Here is a 19,589-nt window from a genome sequence, read left to right on the forward strand (position 1 = left end):
CGGATCACAACAATAACAGCAAGCACCCACATGAGCCAGTGAACTTTAACTTTGTTGCTGGTAAACAGGTTACTGAATACAGCCAGAACCACGTAAGACAAAATGCCGGCAGAAATACCATTAGCGATTCCGCCTGTAAAAGGCATCAGAACGATGGTCAGGAACGCCGGGAACGCCAGCAGGAAATTATCCCAATCGATGTTACGAACCTGGCTCATCATCAGCACACCAACGATAATCAACGCTGGAGCAGTAGCAGCGGAAGGCACAACCAGTGCCAGCGGTGCGATAAAGAGAGCGAGCAGGAATAAAATACCTGTCGTTACAGCAGTCAGACCCGTACGCCCGCCTTCTTCTACCCCTGCGGAGCTTTCCACGAATGCTGTAATAGTACTTGTACCCAATACTGCACCGGTACTTACACCAACAGCATCCACCAGCATAGCTTTACCGATGATTTTCTCGCCTTTTTTCTTATCCTTCATTATACCTGCGCGGGTAGCCGTACCCACCAGTGTACCAAACGTATCAAACAGCTCTACAAATGTGAAAATGAAAATGATATCAAACAGACCGATATGCAAAGCAGCCTTCAAATCCAACTGGCCCACTGCCAGATTACTAAAATCAGGAATCCAGTGACCTGTTGTCAAACTGCTCAAATTCGTTACGCCCATCGGAATACCAATCAATGTAGTAGCTACGATACCAATCAGCAAAGCACCTTTGACCCGAACAACCATCAGCGCTGCGATAATGAGCAAACCAATCAGCGCCAGCAGCGCATCCTTTTGATGAACCAGACTACCCAGAATCAGATTAAAAGCATGACCCGGAACCGGCTGACCTACATCCGTCCCTGGAACGATACTTACCATAACCAGATTACACAGCTTAAAACCAACAATGGTAATAAACAAGCCGATACCTACTGTAATAGCTGTCTTTAGATTTTCAGGAACCGCAACAAGCAACATCTGTCTCACTCGTGTCACAGTTAAAATCAGAAAGACGATACCGGATATAAATACAGCGCCAAGTGCCGCTTGCCAAGTAATCATACCGTTGGAACTCAAGACTACGGTCATAAAATAAGCATTCAAGCCCATACCCGGAGCCATGCCGATGGGCACATTAACGAACAATCCCATCAGAATAGTGATCAGTCCTGCACCTACCGCAGTGGCAAAGAAGACGGCTTCGCTGGGCATCCCTGCTCCAGTCGGCCCCAAAAAGGTATTGTTGACCACCAAAATGTAAGCCATGGTCATAAAAGTAGTAATCCCCGCAATAATTTCTGTGCGGACGTTCGTTCCATGTTCCTTTAATTTAAAGAAACGCTCCATGAGTCGTAATTCCTCCTACGCAAAGCATACTCGTATTGTTATCGTTCATTTACTGTAATATTCGCATTCATAAGCACTATATTACATCCGTTATTTTAGGCCGTCCCCTACTGCTTGTCAACACAAAAAGCGAATGTTGTAATTTAATCACATATGTATTGTTCGGAAAATAGAAAGCCCGCCGAGCTGTTATATAGCTGACGGGTTATCAATTAGGCGAATCAGATATTTTTGTACTTATCAAAGGCATTCGCGGTGTCCGGTATATTTTCCAGATAAACGATCTTCCCTTCTGCATCCAGCCGAGCTTTGTCCACTCCTGTAAGTGTATACACTTCGCCTGTTGCTCTTTTGCCGCATACCGCCCATTTGGTTTCATAGGCACCCGATTCTCCGGGAACCGGCTTCCAGCCCTCATACATATGCTTGATGTCGAGTGTTCCTTCAAAGAACATGTCCAAGAAGCTTTTCCAGCTATCCATACCTTGTTTCCGGTCACCGTTCAGCACGAACTCAATTTCGTTGGAGAAAAGGCTGATTAATTGCGCTTTGCTTTTCTCATCATCTCTTGCCAAATCATAATAGTGAAAATAATCTTCCAGGATCTTCATCGTGCTATATAATTCCTTTCGTGTTGCGGCCTCGTTATATGTGTTCTTATGAAAAGGTAATGGCAATCTTACCAACAGCATGATGGGTTTCGCTTAGAGCATGTGCGTCATACAGACCTTTTTCCGAAAATGGAAACGTAGCTCCTACCACCGACCTTACTTTTTTCTGCTCTAACAGGTCGGCAATTTCCTGTAGCTGCTGTCCGTTGGGCTCCAGCCATATATTTTTGGCCGTTACGTCGTGCTCCTTGATCAACTCTTCGTCAAAATTGCTTACGATGGATATGATCCGTCCGGTGTGTTTTTTCAGAACTTTAAAGCTGTTTTTCTGAACATCTCCACCCATCGTATCAAATACAACGTCCACATCGGACAATACATCCTCGAAACGGGTCGTACGGTAGTCAATAATTTGATCGGCTCCTAATGAAGCAAGCAGCTCATGATTGCGCTCGCTGGCTGTCGTAATGACATAGGCACCAGCTTGTTTGGCAAACTGGATAGCGAACATGCCGACACCGCCTGCGCCTGCGTGGATCAATACCTTTTCACCTTTGGCCAGTTGACCATGTGTAAAGAGTGCCTGCCAGGCTGTCAGTCCCGCTAACGGAACAGATGCGGCTTCCTCCCATGAGATCGAGACAGGTTTACGCGCCAGCAAATGGTCATCCACTAAGGTATACTCCGCATAAGTACCAAAGCGTGTCGTGTCCGGACGAGCAAATACTTCGTCTCCTACTTTCCAATCAGTTACCTGGCTGCCTACTTCCGAGATGGTCCCAGCAACATCCCAGCCCAGGATAATCGGAAACTCCCAATCCATCATTTGCTTCAAATAACCTTCACGCAGCTTCCAGTCAATCGGGTTAATGGAGGTAGCTGCTACTTTCACAACGACCTGATGGGCCTGTGGCTTAGGATTGGGTACATCTCTTTCCTTCAGTTCATCCTTGCTTCCGTAGCGTTCAATGACGATAGCTTTCATATTCAGTTCCTCCTCGCGTATTTTACATATTCTTCACATTGGTAGACATGCGCTGTAATACATTTGTCAAAGAAACAATTTCCTCATCCGCAAACTCACGTAGCAGCTTGTCCTGAAAGGCTTGTCTTTCCTCTGACAAAACTTGCAACTCTCGAACCCCTGATTCTGTTAGACAAATATAGGTCACACGCTTATCCTGTTCTTTTTTGCTGCGGATAATCAGACCTTCCTCCTCCAGCCTTTTCAGATGCCGGGTTACCGCCGCTCCGTCCAGAACCAGCAAATGCTGAAGCTCCAACTGACTCAATTCCTGCCGTTGATCAATGTGATACAAAATTTCGACCTTGGTAAAGCTCGTTTTTAACTGCGCTTCAAAAGCTGTATTCATTTCTTTACACAAAAGATGCATGCGGTAAAACAATTGGCTTTTTTCAGAGCAATGTTCGATGGTAGCTCCTCCTCGCAATTACTTGACTTATCAATTGATATGTCAATTATTATACACCTCTATTGAAAATATTCAAGCTTTGTGATGGGTGGTTTTCTGTGACAGGTGGTTTATAGTAAACACTCAGACAATAATAGAAAATACTCAAGCTAAACGACCCGCCTGAGTATTTTCACTTCGGTGTCCCGCTATAGTTCGGAGTAATACAATGAAAAAGAGTCGTGGTGTATCTGTTCACAACTGGCAATGATCTCTATAGGTTATAGCGTGTTCATAAATCCAATAATACGAGCTGCCAGCCGCTCATGACCTAACTGATTTGGATGTAGCCCGTCAGGAATACCGTTTTCCCCGGTAAAATACATCTGTTTGTGAACAGGCAGCAGCGGTTGAATTCCAGCGATGTTCCACAGGTCGCAGCACGGAAAAGAATACAGCGAAGCCACATCTCTCACAGCCTGCGCATAGGCGCTATACACTTGTCCCGTGACTGCATTGGGCAAATGTTCAGGAACCGCATCACTTGATCCATGGGGCGGCGTCAAAAAGATGATCAGCTTGTCCGGGTAACGGTTAATTAATCCCTCGGCAATATGCTTGAGCGCACCATAAAATGTTCGCGTTTCCGTCGATGTTGTGCCTAAATGACCGAACGGCGTTTTTCCCATGGAAAAATCATTTCTTCCACCCATAAAAAAGATCACATCCGCGTGAGCATTCATTTTTTCATATCGCTCACACATCGGCTCAAAGCCCCCGCTGGCTACACTGCTACCGGATATGCCGTGATTCTCAAAGCTTTGAAAGCCCAAGGCGTCGCTGACGATGTGTGAGTAAGGCTTTTCTCCATCACGCAATTCATATCCAAAAGTAATGCTATCCCCCAAAAATACTGCATGGCTTCCCTGGTACTTGTCCTGATCAGTAGTCATTTGATCCTCCCCTATCCCTTAGATCGTATTATTGATTTCGATAAATTTATGTTCAATTGATGTCATCTTGTGGTTGGGACGGGTTATTAAATATGTATCCATGTAGCCGAAGGTTGGGGGAACCGACAAATAGGATTTTACATTAAATTGCCGTGCCAGCTTTTTGGACATCAAGGTGATTCCCATTCCCATCAAAACAAACTGAACCATCGTATCAAACACCCCTACCTCCACAACCTCGCCATGAGTCAATTGCATGTCCTGATACATCTTCTCCAAGTGCGTAAGATACAGGCAGGCATCCGATAGCACGATAATAGAGGCTCCTTGCAGCACCTGTTTGAGGTCTGAGCCTTCATGAATGCCTTCCCCCACCAGCACCAGCTCTTCACGGCATATTTTTTGATAATGAATGTAAGGATTAGTAGAATACCCTGTAACAAAAGCGATATCGAGTTCCCCATCGCGGATTAATTGCTCCATTTCCGTAGTGGTTCCGGTTTTTAAGGTAACAGAAGCCTGCGGGTACAGCTCATATACCTTCGTAAGCGCCCTTGTTGTTTCCCCCGCTACGATGGACTGCATCGTGCCGATGCGCAGCTTTTCCTCCTGCGGTCTCATTTTCATCTCTGTGTCTTGCCATAGCAACAAAATTTGTTTGAACTGAGCGTACAAGGTTTCTCCTGCGGGTGTCAGCTCCATGCCACGGGGCTTTCGATAAAATAATGCTGTGCCGTAATGGGCCTCCAGTTTTTTTATTTTGGCCGTCATGTTCGATTGCAGGTGATTCAGCTTTTGGGCAGCTTCCGTCAGGCTCCTCAGTTCTGCTACTGAAACAAATGCTCGCATGTTCTCAATATCCATTCCTTCACCTCCCATCAAATAAAATGATACCTACATTATAAACAAACATTATTATTTATGAGTTAAGTGTATTATATTGGCCTTGGGCACTATTTTCCAGCCACATTTAAAATTCAGGAGGGTTCCGCAACATGGTCAAAAAGAAGATTCGTGCAGGTATCGTAGGAGGTTCGATGAATAATAAATGGGCCAGTCAAACGCATATTCCTGCTTTGCTCAAGCACTCGAACCTGGATATCACTGCCGTCGGCACCTCCCGTATGGAGAGCGCGCGACAAAGCGCAGAAGAAGTAGGGGCTGCACTGGCTTTTGATGATGCCAAAAAACTCGCAGCTTCCGAGGATGTGGACATGGTCGTGGTGAGCGTAAAAGTTCCCCATCATTACGGAGCGGTGATGGCGACTATTCAAGAGGGAAAGCATATTTTTTGTGAATGGCCCTTGGGGGCAAACACTGCGGAAGCCGCTGAAATGGCTACGGCAGCAGAACAGGCGGGCATTCATCATACCGTCGGCTTGCAGGCACGGCAGGATCTTGAAGTGCAAACGATGAAAAAGCTGGTGGAAGACGGAACGATTGGTGAAATTGTGTCCTGTCATATGCAAGTAGCTACTCGAGGTAAAGGAGGACGAACAGATCAGGATACGGCTTATCTGCTGAATAGAGCCAATGGCGCCAATCTGCTGACGATTAACGGGGGACATTCTCTGGACGCGCTGCAATACATCGTTGGCGAATTCCGTGAGCTATCAGCCATCACATCATCTCGCTATAACGAAGCCACTATTCAGGAAACGGGTGAAGTCATTCCCAAGGATACTGCGGATCAGATTCTGATTCAGGGGTCATTGGAGAAGGGGGCAAACGTATCCGTCCACATTCAGGGGGGAGTGAATCCAAAATTCGAGCTGGAGATTCAGGGAAAAAAGGGCGTTTTGCGTTTGACTCAGAATCCTTCGCTTGGGCATGTTCAATTTGGGAATCTGACGCTCGAAAAACTTGTGTATGATCCAAACAGTAAGCAGGGTTATGCGCCTAATGACGCTTTTGAACAAATAAGTATAACTGCCGAGCCTGATGGTGTACCGGATTTCCCAAAAGAAGGGGTAACCCTGAATGTAGCCAAGGCTCACCATGTATTTGGCGAGGATATTTTGACGGACACCCGTCTCGCTCCTGATTTTAATCATGCCTTAAAACTGCATCAGCTACTGGACCGCATTGAGGAATCGGCTGCAACCGGAAGAAAGATTGTATGGTAAAAAGCACACCACTTCTAGATATTATATGCGTATCTCTATCTGAACACATCTCTTTTTTGGAAGACTATTATTTACAAAAAAAATTTGGCTTCTGGTAGAATAAAAAATCGTATTGGAGGAGTTATCATTATTTTAAGTGATTCAACAGATGAAGCATTGGAAATTATAAAGCAAGATCGTTCTACGTAAATGGAATTGCTGATTATGAGCTAAAAGCCTTAGAAACCCTTATAGTAAAGGATTTCTAAGGCTTTTTGCTTTTAACACCAACACTCTTCATATTCGGCAGGGCGGTGAAGTATTGCCAGATTTCGCTTTCTGGACGGGCTTTGCCATTTTCGCGCAGGATAATGAATAAAACACGCACAATCTTTAGCTTATCTTCTACCGATTTTATCTTCCATCATTTCACCGGTACACAAATGGCAGGTTCCAGGAACGGCTAACCCCCTAAGAAGCTTTCGGCAGACCGCTGATCTGTCGTTATGGTGAGGCCTGATCGTTAAATCGCCGAACCGTTTTGCCGATATATAGCATCAGCATCAAAATTGATCCATGATGCTCGAAGATTTGTTATTTTACATACTGGAGGCCAAACGATGTTGAAATTCAAGAAAACAATTGTAGCACTCCTTGTGCTCATGGTGAGTACGGCGTACGCAGCGGACATGACAGACGCAGCAGAATCAAAAAAGGTATACGTGGACGTTACCAGCAGCGATGCCAGCGTACTGCCGGGCCAGACCGTCTTTATCGAAGTCGGAATTTCCTCTAATGCACTCGCGGATACAAAGGGCATTCAGGCGGCAAAAATTACGCTTAGTTATGACGAGAACGTGTTTACGACCGATAGTCTTTTGCGCTTTGACGATGATCTGGGCAAGTACATCTGGCGCGACGATTGCTTTTCCCTTACCAGAGCTTTTAATGACAGGGATTACCGGATCGATAATCCTTACCCGACCGATGTCGTTCCGGGTGACGGAAAGCAGGAAATAATTTTCTACGTATCCGGAAATGATGGCAAATGGCTGTCCTCGGATTCAGGCGCTCCATTCGTATCCCTTTCCCTGATTGCCAAAACCAATGTCACCGATGTCAACACAAACGTAACTGTCCGTGCAGAGGATACGCGGCTGCAAGATCAGAGCGGCACAACGAATAACGAATATGCTAGCACAAGCGCCAAAATCCATGTGGGCCTTCCCAAAAAAATTGAGATCGTTCGTGGCACACAGCCGCCAAGCAGCCAACCTATCTCCATGGATCTCAACTACGGCATGGAGCTGAACGCGCTGGCCCGTTTCGCCAACGGGGACACCACATATGTCACCGAAATGGCGAAATGGGAATCCGCCAACCCGGACGTTGTGACCGTCACAGGGAAAGGCAGCCTCAGAGGCATAAGCTATGGAACGACATCCCTTACTGTAACGGTTGGATCTCTTGCTGGCACGCATGAGGCGATCGTTCGCTCCATGACCGAGAAGGAAAGGAATGCCCAGCCCGGTTTTCAAGTCACGGTTACGCATGTGCCTTCCTCCGACATTTCCCATAGTGCTCCAAAAGTTCAGGTCACCGTTAATGGGAAAGCCGCTGAGCAGGGACTTTTGGTCGATGGTAGTGTGTATGTGCCTCTCCGCTCGCTTGGGAATCTGCTCGTACTCCCTATGGGCTACGATGCATCCAGAAAACTCCCTACTCTGGACGGTAAAGCCATAACACAATCCAAAATCTTCGCAGCGACTTCTTACGTCAAGATCCGTGAAATTCCAATGCTACTTCCAGGCGCGAAAACGCTTTGGGACAATAAAAACAAAACCTTGTCTATTGAGTATTTATTTTAGTTAGACATTACTAAAACCCTGTACATTTTAAGATAATCAAAAAGCTCCCTTTGATGTGCGATATGCAGAGATCAAAGGAAGCTTTTTCGATTTAACAATATGCAGTCGTAGCCAGATGACCTATTCCCACTCAATCGTTGCTGGTGGTTTGGAAGTGATATCGTAGACAATTCGGTTGACGTTATCCACTTCGTTAACGATTCGTACAGAAATTTTCTCCAGCACATCCCAAGGGATACGTGCCCAATCGGCGGTCATACCGTCGATAGAGGTTACCGCACGAATACCCACAGTGTAAGAATACGTACGGGCATCGCCCATAACGCCAACACTCTTCATATTTGGCAAAGCGGTGAAGTATTGCCAGATTTCCCGGTCCAGACCGGCTTTGGCAATCTCCTCGCGCAAAATATAATCTGATTCACGAACAATCGTAAGCTTGTCCTCTGTGACTTCACCCAGCACGCGAATGGCAAGACCCGGACCCGGGAATGGCTGACGCCATACAATCTCAGGTGGCAGTCCGCATTCTTCCCCAACTTTACGCACTTCATCTTTGAACAGTGCATTCAGCGGCTCGATCAGCTTGAACTTCATGTCTTCCGGCAAGCCACCTACGTTATGGTGCGATTTGATCGTCTGTGCAGTGGCTGTTCCACTCTCTACAATATCCGTATACAGTGTGCCTTGTGCCAGGAATGTAAAATCGTCGAATTGTTTTGATTCTTCCTCAAAAACATAGATGAACTCGTTACCGATGATTTTACGTTTTTGTTCCGGATCATCGACTCCTGCCAGCTTGGACAAGAAACGCTCACGTGCGTCAATTTTGACAACCTTCATATCAAATTTGCCAACGAATGTTTCCATTACGCTTTCGGCCTCACCCTTGCGCAGCAGTCCATGGTCAATAAACATACATGTCAATTGATCACCAATCGCTTTATGAATGAGCATCGCTACAACGGAAGAATCCACACCGCCACTTAAAGCGCACAATACTTTTTTGTCGCCTACTTGCTGGCGGATTTCACGGATCTGATCTTCAATGAACGACTCCATCGTCCATTTGCCTTCACAACCGCACACTTCATACAGGAAGTTGCTAATTATCTCATTACCATGGATGGAATGACGCACCTCTGGATGGAATTGTACCGCGTACAGATTCCGCTCTGGATGGCTCATTGCTGCAATCGGCGCACTTTCCGTTCCTGCATCCAGTTTAAAACCGGATGGCAGATCCGTAACATGGTCTCCGTGGCTCATCCATACGGTCTGACGAGATTCCAGCCCTTTGGCCAATCTCGTATCCTCATTGAATTGCACGTCTGCTTTGCCGTACTCACGCTTGCCTGCACGTTCTACCTTACCGTCCAGTTGGTGAGCCATCAACTGCATACCATAGCAAATACCGAAAATAGGAATTCCAAGATCATAAATAGCCCGGTCCACCTGAGGAGCATTATCTGTATATACGCTGGAAGGTCCACCTGAGAAAACAATCCCTTTCGGTGCCAGCTCTCTCAGCTTCTCCGCAGGCGTATTGTATGGAAGGAGCTCGCTGTACACGCCGAGGTCCCGTATTCTTCTTGCGATTAACTGGTTGTATTGTCCTCCAAAGTCGAGAACTACAACGATTTCATTAGGCTTATTCATTACCGTGCCTCCCTCAATTGTTCGTTTCATTATACGCAACGATAAAACAAGACGTCAAGAAATCAACCGGAGTTGAGTGGACATGAAAAGATTGTTAAAATGAATTAATTCTAAATTATGAATCTGTTCGTAGGAGTGTAAACGATGGATGTGCTGAAATGGATCGTGCAATTGTTCGAAGAATACGGATACAGCGTCCTTTTTTTCGGCTTGCTGCTGGAATTTATTGCTTTACCTTTTCCCGGGGAAACCACGATGGCTTATGCGGGATATCTCTCCTATTCGGGTACGCTGGATTTTGGAAAGCTGGTGCTGCTGGCCTTTTTAGGCACAACCATCGGAATGACCATTACCTACTTTATCGGAAAATGGGCCGGACTCCCCTTTATCCAGAAATACGGTAAATGGGTTTTGTTATCGCCGGACAAGCTTCAAAAAACGCAAAAATGGTTTCAACGTTACGGGTACTGGCTTATTTTTCTCGGATATTTCATTCCTGGTGTCCGGCATTTTACGGGTTATTTTGCGGGAATTATCGCTCTTCCCCTGCGTAAATTTGCCTTGTATGCGTACAGCGGCGCTCTGTTCTGGGTCATCCTGTTTCTAGGCATCGGTAAGGTGTTCGGTCCGCAATGGGATGCCATGTTCCATTTGGTAGAGCTGTATGCGCTGCGAATCGTCGCCATCATCGGCATTATCCTTCTGCTATATATCGTTTATCGCTGGAGATCCTTCCTGTTTGGTACTTTCCGCAAGTCCAACAAATCAGTGAAAACCAGTAGCAAAAACGATACGGAATAATTAGATTCCCGCTGCCTTAGGGCTGCGAGCCCTTATATAGTAAATTAATATCATGATAGATATCAAGATAAATCCAGCGCCGCCAATCAAACCTAACATACGCGGCTCTATGATTTCCACTGCAACCCCGGCTCCAAACATGGATAAGCCGATAATTCCTTGGCTCCACGCTGTCAGCATGCCCAATAATGGCCCCTGTACATGCAGCGGAGTCTCTCGCATGAATAGTGTATCCAAACAGATTGCTCCCACCCCGCCTGCCAACGAAATGAAAAAGTAAATGGCGACCGCCGCCCATGCATGTTCAATTCCACTTAACCCCATGAGCAAAATTCCCTCCAATAGCAGACATACCAGTCCTCCGCTCAATAAAGAACGGCTGAATAGACGCCCCAGTGCATAGCTGGCAACCAGACCCGCACCCAAAGCGGCGTAAAACAGTCCAATCCCGGCATCCCCCAGCTTAAACTCCTGCACGGCATATACACTGATCAGCACATTATCAATTCCATTGAGGAATGGAACCAGTAGTTCAAATGCAATTACGACTTGGAGCGGAAGCGAAATGCGGATGCATTGCAGTATTTGTGACCTACCCAGGATTCGATTATCGAATGATGTCTGACTTCCACGTGATTCAGTATGAGCATCCTCCCTAGTTACTTCCTTCTTGGTGACGGGTGGGAATGCAATATTGCGGACGATCAGACCTGCAGCGAAAAAGCTGGCGGAGTTGAGCATAAATGCGGCCTGTGGTCCAAAAAACGCGGATACGATGCCTCCAGTAGCAGCTCCAATCACCAATACCAGTCCGCCCATCACCTGCTCCAGACTGTTCACCCGCATCAAATCTAACGGTCGAACCAGCAGCGGGATGGACGACTTACGGGCTGGAGCGTACAGCGCTTCCCCACAGGTTAACAGGGTACTGACTCCATAAACGATCCACATATCCTCATTGCTGTGAACACTTAAAAAGGCAAGGGCTGCTCCGCCTCTGAACAGATCCGTGGTCATCATAAGTGTGCGTCTGGATATACGGGTGATGAGCACACCTGACACGGGCGACAGAATTAAAAAAGGAATCACCCGTAGTCCGAGCATAATCCCCACGCTGAGTCCCGAGCTGGTAAGTCGATACATCAAGGCCAACAAGGCGATCTGGCAGAAACGGTCTCCAATACCATTAATAATGCCAGCTGCGAATAACTTTCTGTATTGCTTGTTTAACATGTACTTCAGCTCCAAGTCGAAACGATCCATTGATTATACATTAATCTAATTAGTTATATAGCTAATTTAAAGGGGTTATTATACATACGTCAAGCATAAATTCATATATTCAGAGCATACTAAGCCAACTAACTCCAATATCGGAGGATTTTACGTATGCAAAATGAGAATAAAAGCTGTCCGCTCACCCACGTATCCTCTTGCTTACGGGATAATGTGAATCATATCCAAAGCTCGATTGGAAACAGCGGAGATTTGATTATCAAAGAGCTGCTATGGATGCAGAAATGGCCGGCAGCCGTTTTGTATATTGACGGTCTGATCAATACTCAATTGCTGCATGATTCTATACTGCGCTCATTTATGCAGATGGATATTCATCATGTACCGGAAGGTGCTGAACCGTTCGATTATTTAAAGGATCAGGTGTTGATCGCTGGGCATTCAGGCTGCTTGGATGAAATGGATGCATTATTCAACCGGATGCTATCCGGCGGAATTATCATTTTGCTGGAGGGTTACACGAAAGGTATTTGGATTGATGCCGTCGGTTGGGAGGATCGCAACGTCAGTGAGCCCCAATCCCAAACGGTTGTACGCGGACCGATGGAGGGTTTCACTGAGAATCTGCGTACCAATACAGCTCTGGTCCGCAAGCGAATTCGCGACCCGCGTCTTTGGATGGAAACAAGGCAGATCGGAAAGGTCACTCATACCAACGTGGCCGTGATGTATATCAAGGGAATTGCTGACGAAGGCGTTATTCAGGAGCTAAGAGAACGTCTGGACCGAATTGATATTGACGGGATTATGGAAGGAGGTTACATCGAAGAGGAAATTCAGGATGTGACCTTCACCCTTTTTCCTACGATATACAACAGTGAACGCCCGGATTCGGTAGCAGCCAGTTTGCTGGAAGGAAAAGTGGCCATATTAGTGGACGGGACTCCGTTTGTACTTCTTATTCCTGCGTTGTTTATCCAATTTTTCCAGTCGGCCGAGGATTATTATCAACGCGCGGATATCAGTACTTTGTTGCGGATGCTACGATATTTGGCCTGTTTCATCGCTCTGCTCGCTCCAGCCTTATACATCGCCATTTCCACCTTTCATCAGGAGATGCTTCCGACGAACCTGCTGATCAGTTTGGCAGCTCAACGGGAGGGTGTGCCTTTTCCCGCATTTATTGAAGCCATGCTGATGGAAGTGACCTATGAAATATTGCGCGAAGCCGGGGTGCGTATTCCCAAAACGGTCGGACAAGCGGTATCCATTGTAGGTACGCTGGTCATTGGACAAGCTGCTGTGGATGCAGGCGTCGTGTCGGCCGCCATGGTTATTATCGTATCCATCACCGCAATCTCCAGCTATGTCATCCCTGAAAATGGGCTGTCCATTGCGGTACGGATTATCCGGTTCGTCCTCATGATGCTGGCCGCCGCCTTCGGATTTCTGGGCATTTTAATGGGCTTGATGGCCCTGTTGCTTCATCTGACCAGTCTAAGATCTTTTGGAGTGTCTTACATGAGCCCGTTTGGCCCTTATGTGCAAAGTGATATGAAGGATACCCTCTTTCGCCTGCCTTGGCCGTGGATGACTACTCGTCCATATTCGAATCAAGTTCAGAATACACTCCGGCAAAAAAACCAGAAAAAGCGGGGGTATAAGAAAAAAACAACTGGGAAGTGACCGTACATGAAAAGTGTGACCTGCACGATTCTTATATTCAGTCTGCTCGCTTCGCTTCTGACCGGCTGCTGGGACCGTAAAGAGCTTAACGAGATCGGTATTACCGTAGGACTGGGTGTGGATAAGGACGGCGACCAAATTCGTGTGTCGGCACAGGTGGTTGTACCTTCGGAGGTGGCCTCCAAATCAAGACCAAGCAAAGGAGCTCCTGCGGTAACTACATTTGAGGTAACAGCTCCTACGCTGTATGAAGCTATCCAGAAAATAACGGAAATCAGCCCACGACTCATCTATCTATCCCATATCCGTATGCTCATATTTGGCGAGGAATTCGCGAGACAGGGAATCGCCGATATCGTGGAATCCCTGATGAGAGAACCTTTTGCAAGAACTGATTTTTATATCTGTGTTGCGAAAGGAACCTCTGCCTCCAACATGCTTCAGGTAGCTACGACATTGGAGAAAATCCCGGCAAACAAAATGTTTTCTTCTATGGAGGTATTATCCAAAACCTGGGCACCTGTCAGCAAAGTGACTATAGATCAGCTGATGGATGTGCTTGTCAGTTCCGAAATACATGCCACTCTCCCCGCCCTCGAAGCCAAAGGAGATTTACCCAAGGGGATAGTGGAAGGTACAGACAATGTCAAAACAATTGAACCAACAACGGTTCTGGCTATTACCAGCTTAGCCGTGTTTAAAAAAGACCGATTGATCGGCTGGCTGGATGAAATCGATAGCAAAGGATACAACTATATCCGGGATCATGTGGACACAACGACAGGACATGTGGACTGCCCGGAAGGCGGTAAAATCGCTCTGCTGGCTTTGAGGAGCCAAACGAAGACTAAAGTGTTCATGCACAACGGTGAGCCTATCATCCAGATATCCGTAGAAAACAAAAGTACGATTAGAGAGAATAATTGCAAAAAAATGGAGTTAAAAAGTGTGGAGGATGTTCACGAAATCGAAAGGGAGAGCAATGCCAAAATAATCGAGGTTATGAAGCATTCCGTAGAGACTGTACGTCGCAAGTTCAAAGTAGACATTTTTGGATTTGGGCAATTAATTCACCAAACCAATCCCAAGGCCTGGAAAGTACTAAAAAAAGATTGGGATCACACATTTATGAATGTACAGGTTGAATATAAAGCGAATACGGAAATCAAGAAAATCGGAGCTATTATGAACTCCTATCAAAAGAAAATGAAGGAGTAGCCAATAAACGAGTACGCTTACGGGAGGAGCACCCCTTATGAAGGCCGTCATCGCAGTAGTGGTCATTGCCCTAATTTTTGCAATCAAGGACTTGCCCGGCTTATACCGCAAGCATCGCTTTAAGGACATGGTTGTATACATTGTCATGCTCGCATTCGGGACGTGGTTCAGCACGTTCACGGCCCAGGGAAAGGCAACGCCGAGTCCGCTAATCTTGATTGAAATGATATATAAGCCGGTAAACAGCCTGTTTACACATCTATTTCATTTATAAATAAAGGGGGCCGCCAGCGTTGGAAAAGGGCCGGATTAGTGTTGTACAAGTAACCATTCTGGTTATTTTTTGCACCATGGGCGATATGATACTGATCATTCCCAGCATCTTTACCCATATCGCCAAACAGGATGCATGGATCAGTACCCTGCTGAGTGTACCGGCAGGTATGGCGCTTGTATGGCTTTTGCTGCGTGTACATGAGCTATATCCCAGCCTCACTCTCATTGAAACGATAAGGAAAATACTAGGGAAATGGCTGGCTCCTGTCGTCTCCATATGGTACCTTTTTTATTTCCTGATGTCCGACGCCATATATATCAGGGAACTTGGTGACTTTTATTCTACACAAACCTATGTGCTGACACCGTTAAGGATCATATTACTGCTGGCGGCAATTATGCTGGTCTATGCTTTTTTCACCGGAATTGAAGCTCTTGCCCGTGCCAGCGAGATATGCTTGCCTTTCTTTGTCATCGTGACGATTACTGTAGTGGCTTGCCTTATTCCCGAGATTGATTTTTCTAAAGTAAAGCCAATTATGGAAGACGGAGTTCTCCCTGTTCTTCACGGTACACTGCTTGGGGTTAGCTATCCATTCGGGGAATTGGTCGTATTTCTCATGCTTTTTCCCTATGTAAAGCATTCAGCACATTTTAAAAAGAGTGTCCTTACAGGAACCCTTATTGGCGGTGTGCTGCTCAGTCTGTTCGTAATCATAGCTCTGCTTGTTCTTGGCCCTTTTCTGACTGAATCTAGTGTGTATCCTTCGTATCTGCTTACCTCCAAAATAAATGTGTTCAATTTTTTCCAACGCATGGAGGCTTTTATAGCAGCTATATGGGGATTGTCACTCTTTTTCAAGAGCTTCCTTTTTTTATACGCGTTTACCCTGGGGACAGCACAGACATTTCGTCTAAAAGATTACCGTCCTTTCATCTTGCCTGCGGGAATGCTCGTCTACGGCTTGAGTATCATGGTTGCACCCAATATCATCTATTATTTTGATACCCTTGTTCCCTTCTGGGTGGATTGGGATTTGACCAACTCAGTTATCATTCCCTTGTGCTTGTGGGGCATTTACGCGATCAAGCAGAAAAGAAAACAATCTTAAAAAATTCTAAAATAAGAAAAATTCAGAGAATACATATCAAAAACACCCTCTGAGACTGAAGAATAGCCAGTGTCCCAAAGGGTGTGTCGATGTTTATTATTTTGCCAGTCCCCGAATGTATTCCAGCGCGTTATCAATATGTCCTTTGACTCTCAAACTACGCCATTCATGAATCAAAATACCATTCTCGTCAATGAGGAAGGTGGAGCGAACGATGCCCATGTACTGCTTGCCATACATCTGTTTCTGCTGCCACACCCCGTACGTTTCAGCCACCTGATGCTCTTCATCGGATAACAGTTGAAAAGGTAATCCGTACTTGGTAATAAACTTGTCATGCTGCTTGAGTGGATCAGGACTTACCCCCAGAATGACGGTGTTCAAACCCTCGAACTCCCCGTGTTTATCCCGAAAATCACAAGCCTGTGTCGAGCAACTGGACGTCAAATCCTTCGGATAGAAATACAGTAAAACCCTGCTGCCTCTAAAATCAGACAGCTTGACGTTTTTCCCTTCATTTCCCGGCAATTCAAAGTCCGGCGCGGGTTGTCCAATAGCGGTAGATGTCGTGGACATCTCATCATCTCCTATCTTGTGGGGTTCTCATGCGATCTGACCTAGGAACCCGCACCTCTGTAACGCCGAATACCAAAATTCCATGCCAGTAAGCCCAAGGTTAAAAATACAGCTCCCATGACCGGAGTCAAAAGCGCCATATGCTGCATATCCTCCCGATGAAGGAAAAGGGATGCCGGATATACGCCAACAAAAGCAAACGGCAGAATCCAGGTCAGCACAACTTGAATCGCACGGTTATAAATCGTCACCGGATAACGTCCATAGCTCTGCATATTGTACATGAGTGGAATAATTCCTGTTGGCGCGTCCGAAAAGAACGAAATAGAAGTCAATATGGTATAGATTCCCGTATAAATCGCTACGGCACTTAGGCTCATGATGATTAGAGCCGGGATGAACCACCACGCCATATGCAAGTCCATTTGCGCCCCGCTGATTCCCATAATAACCAGACCAATCGCCGATCCGACCAACGCGGGCGGGTCTACATTTTCAAGGAAAATCTGGAACAGATTATGCGCAGGACGGGTCATGACCCGATCCAGCTCCCCTTTTACAATATAGCGCTCGCTAAAGTTCCACAGATTGACGAAACAGCTGAATAGTCCATAAGGCACCATGAAAAAGCCATAGACGAATACGACTTCATTTTCGCTCCAGCCGCCCAAACTGTCGGTGTGCATAAAAATGACCAAAATAAAAATGAGATTGGTGGCCTGAAATAGCAGGTCCGAAACGACCTCCACCCAAAAATCAGCGCGGTAGGTTAGCCGCGATTTCATGTAATTTTTCAAATATTCGCTAATGAGTCCCAAATAGTACATCATCGGCCTACCCTCCTTGCACGAACAGACGTCTGCGCGCCAGTCGCCAAATGATGATCATCGGCACGAGCAGAACGACCAGCCAAATGATTTGGATACCCAGCACATTCCAAATACCAACGCCTTTTACTCGTCCGGTAAATACGGAGCCGGGCAAATACGTGATCGCCTGAAACGGCAGCCACTGGGCGAAGGTCCCCAGCCAGCCCGGAAACAGGCTGATGGGCAGAATCAAGCCGGAGAACAGATCCACTACCACCCGCTTCATGCGCATCATACCCTCGTTATTTTCAACGAAAAAGGCCGTCAAGCCAGTGATAATATTGATTTGGGTATTAATCAGAAAGCTGAAAAACAGCATCACGAGGAAACTGATCCATGCTACAGGGTCCGTCGGCAACGTCACTGGAAACAGCAACATCGCAATCGCCATGCCCGGGATCATAAACAGCAGGAAACGGAACATCCCCTCGCCAAGCCCCTGCATGACTTTGACCAGCACATAGTTATACGGCCGGATCATCTGGATGGCAATGCTGCCATCACGAATCTCTGTCGAAATTTCACGATCCAGATTGTTGAAATAAAAGGCCCTCGCCATCCACGATACCGCTACATAGGTCGTCATTTGGGCTGCGGAAAAGCCACCGATGCTGCCCGCATCACCATAAATCGCTTTATACGTGAAATAATATACACCAATATTCATGGAATAAATTAAGATACCTGTATAATAGTTCACACGATAAGCGAGCATGGTGAGAAACCGAATACGAATAAAATCGGTATATACGCTAAGCATGGACTTTGGCCTCCACTGCCGGAAGCACGGGATTGCCCTTGCGTTCCGCCGAGCCAGATTGGTAGATGCTACGCACGATATCATCGGTGTTCGTTTCAATGATTTTGATATCCGTAATGTCCGTACGCCCGACTACGCTGGCCAAGACATCCGACACGTTAATATGAAGCGGAATCCACACCTTGGCAGCCAAATCATTATCCGCCGTCCAAGCCAGCGGCATGTCCGCTGTCCACGCTTGTAATTGCTCAAGCTGGGTGGGCACGCCGAACTGAAACTGTACTTCCCGTCCTGTACCCCAACGTGCTTTCAAATCCTCCAGACCACCGTCATAGATGATGTTCCCGTCATCCAGCATAATGACGCGCGAGCACAGCGCTTCAATATCCTGCAAATCATGGGTCGTCAGCAAAATCGTCGTCCCGTAATCCCGGTTCATGTCCTTTAGGAACTCACGGATTTCAGACTTCACCATAATATCGAGTCCAATGGTCGGTTCGTCCAGAAAAACGATGGACGGATTGTGAAGCAACGCAGCCACCAATTCACAGCGCATCCGCTGCCCAAGACTAAGCTTGCGCACCGGACGGCTTAACAGGTCCTGTAATTGGAGCCGCTCTACCAGCTCATCCAGCCTGCGTTTGAAGTCTGTAGCCGGAACCTGATATACTTTGCGCAGCAGTTGAAAGGACTCAATCACGCCGATGTCCCACCATAGCTGGCTGCGCTGTCCGAAAACAACGCCGATATTACTTACGAATTTCTCGCGTTCCTCGTAAGGAACATAGCCGCCCACTTTGAGATGCCCCGAGGTCGGCACGAGAATGCCGGTCAGCATCTTGATCGTAGTAGACTTTCCAGCTCCGTTTTCACCAATATAGCCACATATTTCTCCCTGAGGAATACCAAAGGAAATATCTTTGACCGCGGCCACCTCGTTGTATTCGCGGGCGAATAAATCAAGGAAGGCTCCTTTCAGGCCTTCGCGGTTTTTTTGCACTTTAAATGTTTTGCGCAGATCCTGCACATCAATTGCCAGCATGTCATACCTCACATTCAGGATTTTGAAAAATCCATAGTTAAATTGATTGTGCTCCAAAA

General features: G+C 46.5%; 19 protein-coding genes (1 of these 19 running past the window's edge). 7 read left to right on the forward strand and 12 right to left on the reverse strand.

Features of this window, described 5'->3' with window-relative positions; genetic code table 11:
* The 6 genes from ACQ4MX_RS10300 to ACQ4MX_RS10325 form a co-directional block, all read right to left on the reverse strand.
* Positions 1-1,346, reverse strand: partial view of an NCS2 family permease gene (locus tag ACQ4MX_RS10300; protein WP_431090443.1) — the 5' portion only. 25 nt of this gene lie to the left of the window's left edge; the window shows 1,346 of its 1,371 coding nt (coding positions 1-1,346); it begins with the start codon at positions 1,344-1,346; its stop codon lies off the left edge, out of view.
* A 221-nt stretch (positions 1,347-1,567) separates the two neighbouring features.
* A complete protein-coding gene (locus tag ACQ4MX_RS10305) occupies positions 1,568-1,957 on the reverse strand; it encodes a hypothetical protein (protein WP_431090444.1) in 390 nt (129 codons plus the stop codon).
* A gap of 46 nt (positions 1,958-2,003) precedes the next feature.
* Complete coding sequence (locus ACQ4MX_RS10310) at positions 2,004-2,942, reverse strand: NADP-dependent oxidoreductase (RefSeq protein ID WP_431090445.1); 939 nt, start codon at positions 2,940-2,942, stop codon at positions 2,004-2,006.
* A gap of 22 nt (positions 2,943-2,964) precedes the next feature.
* Positions 2,965-3,330, reverse strand: a complete 366-nt coding sequence (locus tag ACQ4MX_RS10315) for a MarR family winged helix-turn-helix transcriptional regulator (protein WP_223264251.1) — start codon at positions 3,328-3,330, stop codon at positions 2,965-2,967.
* A gap of 320 nt (positions 3,331-3,650) precedes the next feature.
* A complete protein-coding gene (locus tag ACQ4MX_RS10320; protein WP_431090446.1) occupies positions 3,651-4,322 on the reverse strand; it encodes an SGNH/GDSL hydrolase family protein in 672 nt (223 codons plus the stop codon).
* Positions 4,323-4,340: 18 nt separating this feature from the next.
* Positions 4,341-5,186 carry a LysR family transcriptional regulator gene (locus tag ACQ4MX_RS10325; RefSeq protein ID WP_431090447.1) on the reverse strand — a complete coding sequence of 282 codons (846 nt, stop codon included), beginning with the start codon at positions 5,184-5,186 and terminating at the stop codon, positions 4,341-4,343.
* Between the two features lie 131 nt (positions 5,187-5,317).
* Here ACQ4MX_RS10325 and ACQ4MX_RS10330 point away from each other — a divergent pair, with 131 nt between their 5' ends.
* Together ACQ4MX_RS10330 and ACQ4MX_RS10335 are read left to right on the forward strand one after the other, a co-directional pair.
* On the forward strand, positions 5,318-6,448 hold the full coding sequence (locus ACQ4MX_RS10330) for a Gfo/Idh/MocA family protein (protein ID WP_431090448.1): 1,131 nt from the start codon (positions 5,318-5,320) through the stop codon (positions 6,446-6,448).
* A gap of 599 nt (positions 6,449-7,047) precedes the next feature.
* Positions 7,048-8,295 carry an Ig-like domain-containing protein gene (locus tag ACQ4MX_RS10335; protein WP_431090449.1) on the forward strand — a complete coding sequence of 416 codons (1,248 nt, stop codon included), beginning with the start codon at positions 7,048-7,050 and terminating at the stop codon, positions 8,293-8,295.
* 120 nt (positions 8,296-8,415) lie between these two features.
* On the opposite strand, the gene guaA is transcribed toward ACQ4MX_RS10335, so the two are convergent.
* Positions 8,416-9,954 carry a glutamine-hydrolyzing GMP synthase gene (gene guaA / locus ACQ4MX_RS10340; protein ID WP_431090450.1) on the reverse strand — a complete coding sequence of 513 codons (1,539 nt, stop codon included), beginning with the start codon at positions 9,952-9,954 and terminating at the stop codon, positions 8,416-8,418.
* 144 nt (positions 9,955-10,098) lie between these two features.
* On the opposite strand from guaA, the gene ACQ4MX_RS10345 reads away from it, so the two are divergent.
* Entirely contained in the window at positions 10,099-10,755 is a 657-nt protein-coding gene (locus ACQ4MX_RS10345) for a DedA family protein (protein WP_431090451.1), read from the forward strand.
* On the opposite strand, the gene ACQ4MX_RS10350 is transcribed toward ACQ4MX_RS10345, so the two are convergent.
* Entirely contained in the window at positions 10,756-11,988 is a 1,233-nt protein-coding gene (locus ACQ4MX_RS10350) for an MFS transporter (RefSeq protein WP_431090452.1), read from the reverse strand.
* Positions 11,989-12,144: 156 nt separating this feature from the next.
* On the opposite strand from ACQ4MX_RS10350, the gene ACQ4MX_RS10355 reads away from it, so the two are divergent.
* The 4 genes from ACQ4MX_RS10355 to ACQ4MX_RS10370 are packed head-to-tail and all read left to right on the forward strand — an operon-like array spanning position 12,145 to position 16,283.
* Complete coding sequence (locus ACQ4MX_RS10355) at positions 12,145-13,677, forward strand: spore germination protein (protein ID WP_431090453.1); 1,533 nt, start codon at positions 12,145-12,147, stop codon at positions 13,675-13,677.
* Positions 13,678-13,683: 6 nt separating this feature from the next.
* On the forward strand, positions 13,684-14,895 hold the full coding sequence (locus ACQ4MX_RS10360) for a Ger(x)C family spore germination protein (RefSeq protein WP_431090454.1): 1,212 nt from the start codon (positions 13,684-13,686) through the stop codon (positions 14,893-14,895).
* Between the two features lie 37 nt (positions 14,896-14,932).
* A complete protein-coding gene (locus tag ACQ4MX_RS10365) occupies positions 14,933-15,169 on the forward strand; it encodes a hypothetical protein (RefSeq protein ID WP_431090455.1) in 237 nt (78 codons plus the stop codon).
* A 19-nt stretch (positions 15,170-15,188) separates the two neighbouring features.
* Positions 15,189-16,283 carry a GerAB/ArcD/ProY family transporter gene (locus tag ACQ4MX_RS10370; RefSeq protein WP_431090457.1) on the forward strand — a complete coding sequence of 365 codons (1,095 nt, stop codon included), beginning with the start codon at positions 15,189-15,191 and terminating at the stop codon, positions 16,281-16,283.
* 96 nt (positions 16,284-16,379) lie between these two features.
* Here ACQ4MX_RS10370 and bcp read toward each other — a convergent pair whose 3' ends face one another.
* The 4 genes from bcp to ACQ4MX_RS10390 are packed head-to-tail and all read right to left on the reverse strand — an operon-like array spanning position 16,380 to position 19,530.
* The gene (bcp, locus tag ACQ4MX_RS10375) at positions 16,380-16,859 is read right to left on the reverse strand and encodes a thioredoxin-dependent thiol peroxidase (protein WP_431090458.1); all 480 of its coding nucleotides are present in this window, start codon (positions 16,857-16,859) and stop codon (positions 16,380-16,382) included.
* 41 nt (positions 16,860-16,900) lie between these two features.
* On the reverse strand, positions 16,901-17,689 hold the full coding sequence (locus ACQ4MX_RS10380; RefSeq protein ID WP_014279816.1) for an ABC transporter permease: 789 nt from the start codon (positions 17,687-17,689) through the stop codon (positions 16,901-16,903).
* Between the two features lie 4 nt (positions 17,690-17,693).
* Entirely contained in the window at positions 17,694-18,488 is a 795-nt protein-coding gene (locus ACQ4MX_RS10385; protein WP_431090459.1) for an ABC transporter permease, read from the reverse strand.
* Positions 18,481-19,530, reverse strand: a complete 1,050-nt coding sequence (locus ACQ4MX_RS10390; protein WP_044646091.1) for an ABC transporter ATP-binding protein — start codon at positions 19,528-19,530, stop codon at positions 18,481-18,483. The genes ACQ4MX_RS10385 and ACQ4MX_RS10390 overlap by 8 nt, the downstream gene beginning before the upstream one ends.
* Between the last annotated feature and the right edge of the window lie 59 nt (positions 19,531-19,589).

It is taken from the genome of Paenibacillus sp. 8b26, from assembly GCF_050626875.1.
Taxonomy (GTDB): Bacteria; Bacillota; Bacilli; order Paenibacillales; family Paenibacillaceae; genus Paenibacillus.